General features: G+C 74.3%; 10 protein-coding genes. 5 read left to right on the top strand and 5 right to left on the bottom strand.

All coding sequences use genetic code 11. The annotated features are described in order from the left end of the window. Positions 1 to 339 precede the first annotated feature (339 nt). From IE172_RS29820 to IE172_RS29805, 4 genes are all read right to left on the bottom strand, one after another. Positions 340 to 1,365 (bottom strand): DNA-3-methyladenine glycosylase family protein, encoded by a 1,026-nt coding sequence (locus tag IE172_RS29820; protein ID WP_190100450.1) that lies wholly within the window; start codon positions 1,363 to 1,365, stop codon positions 340 to 342. An 84-nt stretch (positions 1,366 to 1,449) separates the two neighbouring features. Then, positions 1,450 to 2,751 (bottom strand): coenzyme F420-0:L-glutamate ligase, encoded by a 1,302-nt coding sequence (locus IE172_RS29815; protein WP_190100449.1) that lies wholly within the window; start codon positions 2,749 to 2,751, stop codon positions 1,450 to 1,452. Beyond that, on the bottom strand, positions 2,748 to 3,731 hold the full coding sequence (gene cofD / locus IE172_RS29810; RefSeq protein ID WP_190100448.1) for a 2-phospho-L-lactate transferase: 984 nt from the start codon (positions 3,729 to 3,731) through the stop codon (positions 2,748 to 2,750). Before cofD ends, IE172_RS29815 begins: the two co-directional genes overlap by 4 nt. Before the next feature lie 33 nt (positions 3,732 to 3,764). After that, a complete protein-coding gene (locus IE172_RS29805) occupies positions 3,765 to 4,268 on the bottom strand; it encodes a cysteine dioxygenase (protein WP_190100447.1) in 504 nt (167 codons plus the stop codon). A 720-nt stretch (positions 4,269 to 4,988) separates the two neighbouring features. On the opposite strand from IE172_RS29805, the gene IE172_RS29800 reads away from it, so the two are divergent. The 3 genes from IE172_RS29800 (at position 4,989) to IE172_RS29790 (ending at position 10,804) form a co-directional block, all read left to right on the top strand. Next, positions 4,989 to 5,252 carry a WhiB family transcriptional regulator gene (locus IE172_RS29800; protein ID WP_030377564.1) on the top strand — a complete coding sequence of 88 codons (264 nt, stop codon included), beginning with the start codon at positions 4,989 to 4,991 and terminating at the stop codon, positions 5,250 to 5,252. A gap of 264 nt (positions 5,253 to 5,516) precedes the next feature. Continuing rightward, on the top strand, positions 5,517 to 9,218 hold the full coding sequence (locus IE172_RS29795) for a glycosyltransferase family 2 protein (RefSeq protein ID WP_190100446.1): 3,702 nt from the start codon (positions 5,517 to 5,519) through the stop codon (positions 9,216 to 9,218). Further along, positions 9,215 to 10,804, top strand: coding sequence for a DUF5719 family protein (locus IE172_RS29790; protein ID WP_190100445.1), 1,590 nt, complete (start codon positions 9,215 to 9,217; stop codon positions 10,802 to 10,804). The genes IE172_RS29795 and IE172_RS29790 overlap by 4 nt, the downstream gene beginning before the upstream one ends. A 28-nt stretch (positions 10,805 to 10,832) precedes the next feature. Here IE172_RS29790 and IE172_RS29785 read toward each other — a convergent pair whose 3' ends face one another. Next, entirely contained in the window at positions 10,833 to 11,285 is a 453-nt protein-coding gene (locus tag IE172_RS29785; protein WP_190100444.1) for a metallopeptidase family protein, read from the bottom strand. 283 nt (positions 11,286 to 11,568) lie between these two features. Here IE172_RS29785 and IE172_RS29780 point away from each other — a divergent pair, with 283 nt between their 5' ends. Then, positions 11,569 to 11,991: a DUF3499 domain-containing protein gene (locus tag IE172_RS29780; RefSeq protein ID WP_190100443.1), complete on the top strand. Its 423-nt coding sequence runs from the start codon at positions 11,569 to 11,571 to the stop codon at positions 11,989 to 11,991. 275 nt (positions 11,992 to 12,266) lie between these two features. Next, positions 12,267 to 13,637 carry a phosphomannomutase/phosphoglucomutase gene (locus tag IE172_RS29770; protein WP_190100442.1) on the top strand — a complete coding sequence of 457 codons (1,371 nt, stop codon included), beginning with the start codon at positions 12,267 to 12,269 and terminating at the stop codon, positions 13,635 to 13,637. Positions 13,638 to 13,722 lie beyond the last annotated feature (85 nt).

The following is a 13,722-nucleotide window of genomic DNA, read 5'->3' as shown; positions in this document are numbered from 1 at the left end:
GCGACGCCACCATCCCCGCAGGAGCCCTCCGCTTCTCCTCGGACCAGTAACCCCCAGGCGGTGGCTCCCGGCCCCCCGCCCTCCGCCCTCCGCCCTCCGCCCTCCGCCCTCCGCCCTCCGTCCTCCGTCCTCCGTCCTCCGCCCTCCGCCCTCCGCCCTCCGCGGGCAGTCGTGCCGCTGGGGCGGCACGGGTGGGCGCGACGGCACCCCGCACACGCCGGGCTGCGCGCACTCCCCCCCGCCCAGCACCGACGCCGGGCCCCGCAGCACGCCGGGTTGCCCAGCTCCGTTCACAACAGCACCGCGCACCGCCACCGCACCGCGCAGCGGCCCCGCACCTCACAACCGCCCGATGTCCCCGTACGGCATCCGCGGCGCCCGCCGCTCCGGCACCCTTCCGCTCAGCAGAATCAACCGCGCCGCCCGGTGCCGCTGCCCGGCATACGGCTCCAGCAGCGACAGCATCACCGCATCGTCCGCGTGCCGGTCGCCCGCCAGCGCCCACCCCACGATCCCCGGCAGGTGCAGATCCCCCACGGTCACCGCGTCCACCGCCCCGTGACTGCGTTGCACGGTCTCCGCGGACGTCCACGGCCCGATCCCGGACACCAGCTCCAGCCGCTCCTGGGCCGCCCCCGCCGGCATCCGCACCGCCTCCTCCAGCCGCGCCGCGACCCGCACCGCCCGCAGCACCGTCGAGGCCCGCTTGTCGTCGACCCCGGCCCGGTGCCACTCCCAGGACGGGATCAGCGCCCAGGTGCGCGGCGGCGGCATCACCGACATCCGCTCCGGCACGGGCCCCGGCGCCGGCTCGCCGAACTTGCGCACCAGCAGCCGCCACGCCCGGTAGGCCTCACCGGCGGTGACCTTCTGTTCCAGGATCGAGGGGATCAACGACTCCAGCACCAGCCCGGTACGCGTCAGCCGCAGTCCCGCGCGCCGGCGCTGCGTCAGCGCCAGCAGCTTGTGCCGGGGCACGAAGGCGGACGGGTCGTCGGCCGCCCCGAGCATCTCCGGAAGCTGTTCCAGGAGCCAGTCCGCCCCCGGCCCCCATGCCTCGCCCCGCACCTCACCGGAGCCGGGCCGCCGCGTCACCCGCAGCGTCCCCGGTCCTGCCGGTGTCAGACTGGCCCGCCACACGGAACCGTCCGGCAGCGCCCGGAACGTCGGGTCCCCGGGCCCGCGCCGCAGCGGGCCGAGCACCAGCCCGAGGTCCAGCGGACCGTCCGGCACCCAGGTCCGTACCCGTGCCGGAGCCGGAGCCGGAGCCGGGGCGGGCGCCTGGCGGGGCACGCCCGCGGGCACGGCCACATGCCCGCCGCGCACGGTGGCGCGGGTCGGACGGGGAGCGAAACGTCCTGCCACGAGCGAATCCAAGGGTGGGAGTGAACCGGAAGGCGGCCGCCGCCGAGGAGGCCCTCTACGAGGGTAGGCGCCCGCGCGCTGCGCTCACCGCACCTCGATGAAGGCGCCCGCCTCCCGCTCGGGCCGCGGTCGCGGCTCCCCGGCCGGGTGGCCCACCGCGACCGCGCCCATCGGGTCCCAGCCCGCGGGCAGGTCCAGGATTTCGCGCACCACGTCACGGCAGAACATCGTCGACGACACCCACGCCGAGCCCAGCCGCTCCCCGGCCAGCGCCACCAGGAAGTTCTGCACTCCGGCGCCCGTGGCGACCACGAACATCTCCCGCTCCGCCGCGTCCCGCCGCGCGTCCCCGTAGGTGTGCGAGCCGTCCATGACCAGGCACGGCACGACCAGGTACGGCGCGTTGCGCAGCACGTCGCCGCGGCGGACGCGCTTGGCGATGGACTCCTCGCTCTTGCCGTCGCGGCGCAGGTCCGCGATCCACGCGTCGCGCATGGCGTCCAGGAGCCGCACGCGGGACGCGGCGGACTCCAGCAGGACGAAACGCCAGGGAGTGGTGTGGTGCGGGGCGGGGGCCGTCACCGCGGCGGCCACCGCGCGGCGCACCGCGTCCGGGTCGACCGGCTCGTCGGTGAAGGCCCGCACCGTACGGCGCTGGGTCACCGCCTGCCGTACGGCCTCGGAGGTGCCCAGGCGGAACATGTCGTCCCGCGCGCCGCGCACCATAGCCCGCGCGCCCTCGCCGTCGTCGGCCGCCACGATGTGCGGCAGGCCGCGGACGACGGCCACCGGCAGGCCCGAGGCCTTGCCCTTGACCAGGTCGCCCGCCGCGGCGAGCTCGTCGGCGGACGCGACCACCGTCGCGCCGAGCGGGTTGCCGTACGCGTCGGTGCCGCCCCGCAGGTCGTCCAGCACCCGTACGCCCGCCGCGCCGATCGCCACGTCGGTCAGTCCCGCGCGCCACGGGCGTCCGAAGGTGTCGGTGACGATCACGCCGACCTCGACGCCGAGCACGTCGCGCAGGCCCGCGCGGACCGCCCGCGCGGAGGCGTCCGGGTCCTCGGGCAGCAGCAGGACCGTGCCGGAGGGGGTGTTGGAGGCGTCGACGCCGGCCGCGGCCATGACCAGGCCCTGCCGGTTCTCGACGATGCGCAGCGAGCCGCGCCGGGCCACCACCCGCACCGTCTCCGCGTCGATCGCGGCCTCCCGGTCGGCGGCCTCGACGATCCTGCCCTCCGCCTTGGAGACGATCTTCGAGGTGACGAGGAGGACGTCGCCGTCGCACAGGTCCGGCTCGGCGACCGCGATCAGCTTGGCCAGGTCGTCGCCGGGGCGGACCTCGGGAAGGCCGGGCACGGCCCAGACCCGGTAGCCGGCAGGGCTCATACCGCCCGCACCTCCTCGGCCAGCGTCAGCGCCTCCCGCGCCATCCGGGCGGCCGCGTCGACGTCGGTCATCATCAGCGGGACGGCCCGGCAGCGGATCCCCGCCGCCTCGACGCGCTCCACACAGGCCGCGTCGACCGTGTCGACCAGCCAGCCGTCCAGCAGCCCCGACCCGTAGTGCTCGGCCACCGCGGGGGCCGTGGACTCCACGCCGACGGCCGCGAGCACCTTGTCGGCCATGCCGCGCACGGGCGCGTCCCCGACGATCGGCGACAGGCCGACCACCGGCACGCCCGCGTCGGCGATCGCCTCCCGGATGCCGGGCACGGCGAGGATGGTGCCGATGGAGACCACGGGGTTGGACGGCGGGAAGAGGATCACGTCGGCGCCGGCGATCGCCTCCAGGACGCCCGGGGCCGGCTTGGCGTGTTCCGCGCCGACCGGCACGACCGCCTCGGCCGGCACCGAGGCGCGCAGCCGCACCCAGTACTCCTGGAAGTGGACCGCCTTGCGCTCGCCCTCCCCCGCGGCGGAGCCGCTGTCGGGCAGCGTCACGGCGACGTGCGTCTCCACGCGGTCGTCCGTCATCGGGATGAGGCGCACCCCGGGCTTCCAGCGGTCGCACAGCGCCTCGGTCACCGCGCTGAGCGGATATCCGGCGCCCATCATCTGCGTCCGCACGATGTGGGTGGCGAAGTCCCGGTCGCCGAGCCCGAACCAGTCGGGGCCGACGCCGTACGCCGCGAGTTCTTCCTTGAGGTGGAAGGTCTCGTCGGTCCGTCCCCAGCCCTGCTCCTCGTTGATGCCGCCGCCGAGCGTGTACATCACCGTGTCGAGGTCCGGGCAGACCTTCAGCCCGAAGAGGTGGATGTCGTCCCCGGTGTTGCCGATGACGGTGATCTCCGCGTCCGGCACGGCCCGCTTCAGACCGCGCAGGAAACGGGCACCGCCGATGCCGCCTGCCAGAACCACAATGCGCATGGGGTCATCCTCGCAGGCCGCTACGGCTTCGCGTCAGGCAGTCACCGGACCGGGCGCGGTACGGGCCTCGCAGCGAGGGGTGTGCATGGGCATCTCGGTCAGGCCCGGGTAGTAGACGTGCAGGCTGACGGCGGGCTCCAGGGCGTCGTTGACGACGTCGTGGACGTAGCCGGGCGCGAACACGCGCTGGCTGCCGGCCGTCAGCACGCGGGTGCCGCGCTCCGTGCGTTCGGTGAGCGCGCCGTCCAGGACCGTGAGCACACCGCAGGAGCGGCCGTGGTCGTGCGGCCCGCTGCCCTGGCCGGGCACCCAGGACAGCAGCCACACCTCGTAGCCGGGGCCGGTGCGCAGCCGGTGGTACCAGCGGCTGGTGGCGTCGTAGGCGACGAGGTGCTCCCACTGGGAGCGGTCGGCGGCGAGGGAGCGGGCCAGGCCGGCGAACTCGGCGACGGTGGCCGGGTGCTCGCGCGGCGGCTGGAGCAGGTGCGGGACTTCGAGGATGTCACCGGCGATCTGGAGGTCGCTGTCGCTGTTCATGGGCGCGGGGGTTCCTTGGCGGAGAAGCGGTGGGGGTGGTGCCGCGGCGCGGTGCGCCCGGGTCACGGGCGGGCGGCGGCGACGGATGCCCTGGTGGGAGCGAAGGAAACGGCGGCTGAGCCGCGTGGGCTCAGAGGATGGCGGGAGCGCGTGGGCTCAACAGCCGGAACAGCGACAGCTACAGCGAGCGCGGGCAGCACCGGAGAACCCGGCGGAGCGGGTCGGGGTGAGTGCCTGATTCGCGAGCATGCCCACTAGGACAGCGGTTCACTCCTCCACTGTCAACTCGACGCCCGTTTCGTGGGATGTGGTTCACCTCATCCGGTTCATCTCACGGGGGAAAGGTTTGCTCAGTCGTTTCCCGGGACACATGGTGCGCACGGCCGAGTGCCGTCCGCGCCGTTGCGGTCTCGTGATCCGACTGTGATCCGGCTCGCGGCGGTGCGGGTGTCGCAACGGGATCGATCTCCTGGGCGTCCTCCCTGCAGAGGGCCCGTGCGGGGCTGGAAACCCTCGCGGGTCCCACGCGTGTGTCAAGGTTTAGGGTGATTTGAACACTTTCCGCTCGGCCTTGGTTCCGCAGAGTGAATAAGGGGCTCAATAGCAGATCTCGGCTTGACTCGCCCGGAGCAGCACACTTGTAATTTCACTCGTGTCGTTCAGCCGGAATCGGTAACGGCCGGATCACACGGGGACGCGAAGGACGGACGAGGGGCGCACATGACCGAGCTGGTGGAGCAACTGCTGGTCGACGACGCGGACGAGGAGCTCGGCTGGCAGGAGCGCGCGCTGTGCGCACAGACCGACCCCGAGTCCTTCTTCCCCGAGAAGGGCGGCTCGACCCGGGAGGCCAAGAAGGTCTGCCTCGCCTGCGAGGTGCGCTCCGAGTGCCTGGAGTACGCCCTCGCCAACGACGAGCGCTTCGGCATCTGGGGCGGCCTGTCCGAGCGCGAGCGGCGCCGGCTGAAGAAGGCCGCCGTCTGAAGAAGGCCGCCGTCTGACGCACGGCACGTCACCGCCGTCCGCGCGCCACCGCGCGCCCATGTCGTTCCAGGCCCGTCGCGGGTGGGTCCTCCACAGGCGGCGGGCCGCCGTGCACGCCCGACGCCCGGTCACCGTCCCCCCATCGAGACGCTCCGCGCCGCCCCGTTCCTTCTGCCGATAGTGTGGGCGCTCGTCCGAGACGCCTCGCCGCCCCTTCGGGCACGGGCGTCCCCCACAGTCCACCGAACCGGGGCCCGTACCTCGATGTCCGTGCACAGTCACCCGGCAGCCCGGCAAGACCTCGCTGCCGCCGCAGGGTTCGACCCTGCCCGCCCGCCCGACTTCCCGCGTCACGTGGTGACCGCGGTCCTCGTCTCCCACGACGGCGCCCGCTGGCTTCCCGACGCGCTCGCCGGGCTGCTCGGCCAGGAGCGCCCCGTCCAGTTCGCCATGGGAGCCGACACCGGCAGCGCGGACGACTCCGCCCGGCTGGTCGCCGAAGCCCTCGGCGACGACCACGTGTTGCACCTCGCCCGGCGCACCGGCTTCGGCCAGGCGGTCGAGGAGTGCAACCGGAGCGCTCCCCACCTCACGCCGGACGACCTGCCGTACCTGAAGCGGCCGAGCGGCTGGGACCCCGTCACCCGGAGCTGGCGCGACGACGCCTACGACCTGCCGGACCTCCCGCACGGCGAACCGGTGCAGTGGCTCTGGCTGTTGCACGACGACTGCGCCCCCGAACCCGACGCGCTGGCCCAGTTGCTGCGCGTCGTGGAGAACGAGTACGAACTCGGCCGGGACGACGTGGCCGTCGTCGGCCCCAAACTCCGCGGCTGGTACGACCGCAGGCAGCTCCTCGAGGTCGGCGTCTCCATCGCCGACTCCGGCCGCCGCTGGACGGGCCTGGACCGCCGCGAACAGGACCAGGGCCAGCACGACCACGTACGGCCCGTGCTGTCGGTGTCCACCGCCGGCATGCTGGTCCGCCGCGACGTCTTCGACCGGCTCGGCGGATTCGACCGGCACCTGCCCCTCATGCGCGACGACGTCGACCTGTGCTGGCGCGCCCACTCGGCCGGGCACCGGGTGCTCGTCGCCCCCGACGCGGTCGTGCGGCACGCCGAGGCCGCCTCCCGTGAGCGCCGCGCCGTCGACTGCGTGGGCCGCACCGCCGCCTCCCCCCACAAGGTGGACAAGGCGGGCGCCGTCTACACGCTGCTCGTCAACGCCCGTACCGCCGCGCTGCCCTGGGTGCTGTTCCGGGTGCTCCTCGGCACCCTGCTGCGCACCCTCGCCTACCTCGTCGGCAAGGTCCCCGGACAGGCCGTCGACGAGATCCGCGGCCTCATGGGCACCCTGCTGCGTCCCGAACGGATCCTCGCCGGACGGCGCCGGCGCGGCACCCCCCAGCCCGACAAGGGCGAGATGCGTCCGCTGTTCCCGCCGCCCGGCGCGACCGTCCGCGTCACCGTGGAGCAGGTCGCGGGCAACCTCGTCGGCCGCTCCGACCCCGAGGCCACCTCCGGCGCGGGACGGCACGGCAGCGCCATCGAGTCCGGACCCGGCGGCGACGACGCCGACTTCCTCGAGGTCGAGCAGTTCGCCCGCCTCAAGCGCATCGCCCACCGGCCGGGCCCGGTCCTCTTCCTGGTGCTGCTGCTCGTCTCCCTCGCCGCCTGCCGCGGGCTCCTCGGCGGCGGCGCGCTCGCGGGCGGGGCCCTGCTCCCCGCGCCCGCCGACGCGGGCGACCTGTGGGCGCGTTACACCGACGCCTGGCACGCCGTGGGCGCCGGCGGCACCGGATCCGCGCCGCCCTACCTCGCCGTCGTGGCGGTCCTCGCCTCCCTCCTCTTCGGCTCCACCGGTCTCGCCGTCACGGTCCTGCTGGTCTGCTCGGTGCCGCTGGCCGGCCTCACCGCGTACTTCGCCTCCCGCCCGCTCGTCCCGTCCCGGCTGCTGCGCGCGTGGGCGGCCGTCGCCTACGCCTTCCTGCCCGCCGCGACCGGCGCCCTGGCCGGCGGCCGCATCGGCACCGCCGTACTCGCCGTGCTGCTGCCGCTCCTCGCCCGTGCGGGCACCGCCGCGAGCGGCCTCACCAACTCCCCGGACGTACGCGGAAGCTGGCGCGCCACCTGGGCGTACGCGCTGCTGCTCACGGTCACCACCGCGTTCACCCCGATCGTGTGGCCCATCGCCCTGGTCCTCGGCGTCGGCGTCCTGGCCCTGCGCAGGACCGACCTCCCGGCGTACGGGCCGCGCTTCCTGGCCCAGCTGGGCACCCCCCTCCTGGTCCTCGCCCCCTGGTCGCTGTCCCTGCTCCCCTTCGGCTTCTTCCAGGAGGCCGGCCTGGAGTACGGCCCCTCGGCGGCCTCCGCGCTCGACCTGCTCGGCGCGAGCCCGGGCGGCCCCGGCACGGTCAGCGGCCTGCTGCTGATCGGCCTGGTGCTCGCCGCGCTCGCCGCGCTGCTCCGTACCGAACGCCGCACGGCGATCCTCACCGCGTGGGCGGCCGCCCTGGTGGGCCTCGTCTTCGCGGTACTGTCGAACAACTCCGCCTGGGCGGGCCCCGCCACCCTCGTCTACGGCCTCGCCGTCCTGGCCGCCGCCACGCTCGGCGCCGACGGGGCGCGTGCGCGGGTCGCCGAGCAGAGCTTCGGCTGGCGCCAGCCGGTCGCCGCCCTGATCGCCCTCGCCTGCGCCGCCGGCCCCCTGGTCCTGGCCGTCGGATGGATGGTCCGCGGCGCCGACGGGCCCGTGGAGCGGCGCGACCCGGTCCAGGTGCCCGCCTTCGTCGCCGAGGAGAGCGGCACCCGCGACCAGGCCCGCACCCTCGTCCTCGACAGCGACTCCGCCGACCGGGTCGGCTACGTCCTGGTCCGCGGCTCCGGCGCCCGCATGGGCGACGCCGAGACCGCCGCGGTGGACGGCGAGAACACCCGGCTCGACCAGGTCGTGGCCAACCTCGTCGCCGGCTCCGGCGCCGACCAGGCCGACGAACTCGGCGCTTTCGCCGTCCGCTACGTCCTGGTTCACCCCGGGGCCCCGCGCGAAGTCACCCGGGTCCTCGACGCCACGCCCGGCCTGAGCCGGCTCAGCCAGCAGGCGGGCGGCGCGCTGTGGCGGGTCGACCGGCAGGTCGCCCGCGCGACCATCGTCCCCGGCAAGGACGGCGGCGGCGAGCCCGTGCCCGTCGCCGCGGGCCCGGTCGAGATCCACACCAGGATCCCGAGCGGCGCGCAGGGACGCGTCCTGCGCCTGGCCGACACCGCCGCCGACGGCTGGACCGCCACCCTCGACGGCAAGCCGCTGTCCCGCACCACGGTCGACGGCTGGGCCCAGGGCTTCGAACTCCCCGCCTCCGGCGGCACGCTGGACGTCACCTACGACGACCCGTTCACCCACACCGCCTGGCTGTGGGCGCAGGGTCTGCTCGCCGTCGTCCTCGTCGTCATGGCCCTGCCGGGCCGGCGCCGCGACATCGACGACGACCTGCCCGAGGAACCGTCCGTGCCCGCCGAGGCACTGTCCGGCGAGGGCCGCCGGGCCCGCCGCCTGCGCGCCCAGGCCGAGGCGGACGCGGAGGCCGCCCCCGAGGGAGCGGCAGCCGACGACGCCTTCCCCGCCCCGCCGGAGCAGCCCCCGGCCCCCGCCCCCGCCCCTGTGCCCCAGCAGCCCGACTACGGCGACCAGTACGCGGCGCACCAGGCGAACGCCGACCACGCCACCGACGCCTACCAGGCCGACCCGTACCAGCAGTACGGGACGGACGCCTACGGCCGGCCGTACCAGCCGGACCCCTACCAGCAGCAGGGCGGGCAGTACGACCCGTACGCCTACGGCACCCCGCAGCAGTACGACCAGGCGTACCCCCAGGGCGGCTACGACCAGAACTACACACAGGGCTACGACACTCCGTACGACCCCCACGGCACGGGCAGTGAGCGTCCCGACGGGAGCCAGCAGTGAACCGCACCACCCTGTCCCTGATCGCGGGCGCGACCGCGCTCGCCGCCGTCACCGGTTTCGCCGCGCTGTCCTCGCCCGACGCCGGGGCCGCGGACGAGCCGGCCCGTGCGGCGGCCCAGCTCCCCGTGGAACGCACCGGCCTGCTGTGCCCCCGGCCCAGCACCTCCGACCTGGCCGAGACGACGTACACGTCGTTCACTCCGGTCACGAAGGGCACGAAGAAGGAGGGTGAGGCCGCGCTCGAGCCGGCCGCGGGCCGGCCGGCCGCCGACACCGGGGCGGGGGCCGACGACGACGCGCAGGCCGACGAAGAGTCCAACGGCGAAGAGTCCAAGGACGAAGAGGCCGAGGGCGACGAGAAGTCCAAGGACGACGAGAAGCCGAAGGCCGACGCCAAGCCCGTGCTGAAGCCCCAGGACCCCGGCAGACCGGCCGCCGGGAACGTCTCCGGAGGCGAGGCCCCCGCCCTCGTCGGCACCGCCGAGGGCCGCTTCGCGCCCGGCTGGACCGTGCAGCAGACGACGGAGGTCACCGCGGGCACCGGCCGGGGCATCCAGGGCGTCGCCTGCACGCCCGCCGACACCGAGTTCTGGTTCCCCGGCGCGAGCACCGGCGAGGACCGCACCGACTACGTCCACCTGACCAACCCCGACGACTCGGCTGCGGTGGTGGACATCGAGCTCTACGGCAAGGACGGCGCCCTGAAGACGACGGTGGGGGAGGGCATCACCGTCAAGCCGCACTCCGCCGAGCCGGTGCTGCTGTCCACGCTCACCGAGGAGAAACAGACCGACGTGACCGTGCACGTGGTGGTGCGCAGCGGCCGGGTCGGTGCCGCCGTGCAGGCGCTGGACGACAAGCTGGGCGGCGACTGGCTGCCCGCGTCGGCCGACCCCTCGGGCAGCCTGGTCCTGCCCGGCATTCCCGAGGACGCCACCGCCGTGCGCCTGATCGCCTTCACCCCGCGCGACGCCGACGCCGACCTGACGGTGCGCCTCGCCTCCCCCTCCGGTCTGATCACCCCGGCCGGCCAGGAGACGCTGCACGTGAAGGGCGGCATGACGACGGCCGTCGACCTCGGCGACATCACGCGCGGCGAGGCGGGCTCCTTGGTGCTGACGGCGCCGGACGGCTCGGTGCCGGTCGTGGCGGCCGTACGGGTGCTGCGCGGCAAGGGCGACAAGCAGGAGTCGGGGTTCATCCCGGCCGCGCGACCGGTCGGCACGCGCGCCACGGCCGTGGACAACACCGCCAAGGGTTCGGTCCTCTCGGTGACCGCGCCCCGGGGCACCGCCAAGGTCAAGGTGACCGCCTCCGCGGGCACGGAGGGCGGTACGCCCGCCTCCAAGACGTACACGATCAAGTCCGGTACGACCCAGAGGATCGAGGCGCCCGTGCCGTCCGGCGCCAAGGGCACGTACGCCCTCACCCTCGAACCCGAGTCGGACACGCCCGTCTACGCGTCCCGCACCCTCGTCTCGACGGAGAGCGGTGTCGCGTTCTTCACCGTCCAGGCGCTCCCGGACGACCGGGGGACGGTGGCGGTGCCCGAGGCGAGCGAGGACCTCTCGGTGCTCCAGCGGTAGCCGGCCGACGCGCGGCGGGGAGGGCCGGTCAGTCCTCCCCGTAGCGGGGATCGACCGTCTCCGGCGTCAGCCCCAGCAGGTCCGCCACCTGCTCGACCACGACCTCGTGGACGAGGGCCGCCCGCTCGTCGCGCCCCTTGGTGCGGATCTCCACGGGCCGCCGGTAGACCACCACGCGTGCCGGACGCCCGTCGCGAGCGGTCACGGTGCCGCCCAGCGGCACCGCCTCGTCGCTCCAGGCGTCCGTCCCCGCGTCGGCCGTCCGGGGCACGTCCAGCACCAGGAAATCGATGTCGGCGAGCTGCGGCCACCGCCGCTCGAGCCGCTCCACCGAGTCCTGCACCAGATCCGCGAACGTCTCCGCGCGGCTGGCGGCGAGGGGCACCTGGGGCGGTGCGATCGGCCCGCGCATGCCCCGGCCGTGGCGATCACGGCGTCGGGGCCCCGGGCCGGTGGGACGAGGGGTCACAGGGCTGTCCATCACAGCGAAGGGTAGTCGTCGCACCGCCGCCCCGCCCGACCCCCACACGCCTTCCGGCCGACCCGCGTGTCATGTCACAACATGACCATTCCAGCCAAGGTTGGGCTCGATTCCGTATCTCTCCGAGACCGATGACCTCAAGGCCTTTGACGGTATTTGTGCCAAGTGGTGACCGGAATCAGAACCGGCCGTGCGTCGGGGGCGCCGAGTCCACCCAGGTCAGCAAGGTGTGGCCAAAGGGGTATGTGGGGCGTTTCACACCGCGACACGGGGGAGTGACCCGGTGGAGAGTCGTCGCGGCCCGCTCAAGAGTGCGGTACCGTCCAACATCGTGAGCCCTGTACGTCGCTGTTCGCGCACCGCCTGCGGCCGTCCCGCCGTCGCGACGCTGACGTACGTCTACGCCGACTCGACCGCGGTCCTCGGCCCGCTCGCCACCTACGCCGAACCCCACTGCTACGACCTGTGCGCCGAGCACTCCGAACGCCTCACCGCGCCGCGCGGCTGGGAGGTCGTCCGCCTGCTCGACGGTTCGGCCCCGTCCCAGCCCAGCGGCGACGACCTGGAGGCGCTGGCGAACGCGGTGCGCGAGGCGGCCCGTCCCCAGGAGCGCGCGGCGGGGGGCGGCGGCGGTTCCCGCTCGGCCGACCCCATGGAGGTCGCGCGCCGCGGCCACCTGCGCGTCCTGCGCTCCCCGGACAACTGACCGGGGCGCGGCGCCCCGCCCGCGCGAGCGATCGCCTGCGCGGCCGTCGGACTGGCGGGCCGCGAGGACGACTTGCTGCGCAAGGTGCTTCCCTGGAGCCTCGGCCTGCTGCTCGTGATGTGCCTGATCGTGGTGGGCCAGAGCACCGCGGTGCTCGGGTGGATGCTGCCGTGAACCGGAACCGGGCCCGCAACGGCGCCCGGGTGGCCGCGACCGGGCCGTCACCCCCTACGGGTAGTTTGTGGTGACCGACAGGACCTCCGGAAAGGCTGGCCGTGGCTGCTGATCTGTCGCAGATCGTGAAGGCGTACGACGTGCGCGGGGTCGTCCCCGACCAGTGGGACGAGACGCTCGCCGAGCTCTTCGGCGCCGCCTTCGCCCGCGTGACCGGCGCGAGGGCCATCGTCACCGGCCACGACATGCGGCCCTCGTCGCCCGGACTGTCGGGCGCGTTCGCCCGGGGCGCGGCGGCACACGGCGTCGACGTGACCGAGATCGGCCTGTGCTCCACCGACCAGCTCTACTACGCCTCGGGCGCCCTGAACCTGCCGGGCGCGATGTTCACCGCCTCGCACAACCCGGCGCGGTACAACGGCATCAAGCTGTGCCGCGCGGGCGCCGCACCCGTCGGCCAGGACACCGGACTCGCGGAGATCCGGGAACTCGTCGAGCGGTGGACCGACTCCGGCGCCCCGGAACCGTCCGCCGCCACCACCCCGGGAACGGTCACCCGGCGCGACACGCTGGACGACTACGCCGCACACCTGCGCTCGCTCGTCGACCTGACCTCGATCCGCCCCCTGAAGGTCGTCGTCGACGCCGGCAACGGCATGGGCGGACACACCGTGCCGACGGTCCTCGCCGGCCTGCCCCTCACCGTCGTGCCGATGTACTTCGAACTCGACGGCACCTTCCCCAACCACGAGGCCAACCCCCTCGACCCGGCCAACCTCGTCGACCTGCGCAAGCGGGTCCGCGAGGAGGACGCCGACCTCGGACTCGCCTTCGACGGCGACGCCGACCGCTGCTTCGTCGTCGACGAACGGGGCGAACCGGTCTCCCCCTCCGCGATCACCGCCCTGGTGGCCTCCCGCGAACTGGCCCGCAACGGCGGCAAGGGCACGATCATCCACAACCTGATCACGTCCTGGTCGGTCCCCGAGGTCGTACGGGAGAACGGCGGCACCCCCGAACGCACCCGCGTCGGCCACTCCTTCATCAAGGCCGAGATGGCCAGGACCGGCGCGATCTTCGGCGGCGAGCACTCCGCGCACTACTACTTCCGCGACTTCTGGAACGCCGACACGGGCATGCTCGCCGCCCTGCACGTCCTCGCCGCCCTCGGCGGCCAGCAGGGCACCCTGTCCGCCCTGGTCGCCCAGTACGACCGCTACGTCGGCTCCGGCGAGATCAACTCCACCGTCGACGACCAGACCGCCCGCCTCGCCACGATCAGGGCCGCGTTCGAGGGCCGCGAGGGCATCACCCTGGACGACCTGGACGGCCTCACCGTCACCGCCGCCGACTGGTGGTTCAACGTCCGCCCCTCCAACACCGAACCCCTCCTCCGCCTCAACGCCGAGGCCCGCGACGAGGCCACCCTCACCACCATCCGCGACCAGGCCCTCCACCTCATCAGATCCTGACCGCAACACCCCCGCCCCCACTCCCACGGGCACCCGTGCCGCCGGGCACGACGGCACCCCGTGGGCGCCGGGCTGCGCGCACACC

This window comes from Streptomyces griseoflavus, assembly GCF_014649995.1.
GTDB lineage: Bacteria > Actinomycetota > Actinomycetes > Streptomycetales > Streptomycetaceae > Streptomyces > Streptomyces griseoflavus.
This window is presented reverse-complemented; position numbering and strand designations above follow the sequence as displayed.

What these genes read in the sequence shown, in the direction of transcription:
- IE172_RS29815 (WP_190100449.1), bottom strand. Translation starts at nt 2,751, where the DNA reads ATGAGCCCTGCCGGCTACCGGGTCTGGGCCGTGCCCGGCCTTCCCGAG.
- cofD (WP_190100448.1), bottom strand. Translation starts at nt 3,731, where the DNA reads ATGCGCATTGTGGTTCTGGCAGGCGGCATCGGCGGTGCCCGTTTCCTG.
- IE172_RS29805 (WP_190100447.1), bottom strand. Translation starts at nt 4,268, where the DNA reads ATGAACAGCGACAGCGACCTCCAGATCGCCGGTGACATCCTCGAAGTC.
- IE172_RS29800 (WP_030377564.1), top strand. Translation starts at nt 4,989, where the DNA reads ATGACCGAGCTGGTGGAGCAACTGCTGGTCGACGACGCGGACGAGGAG.
- IE172_RS29795 (WP_190100446.1), top strand. Translation starts at nt 5,517, where the DNA reads ATGTCCGTGCACAGTCACCCGGCAGCCCGGCAAGACCTCGCTGCCGCC.
- IE172_RS29785 (WP_190100444.1), bottom strand. Translation starts at nt 11,285, where the DNA reads ATGGACAGCCCTGTGACCCCTCGTCCCACCGGCCCGGGGCCCCGACGC.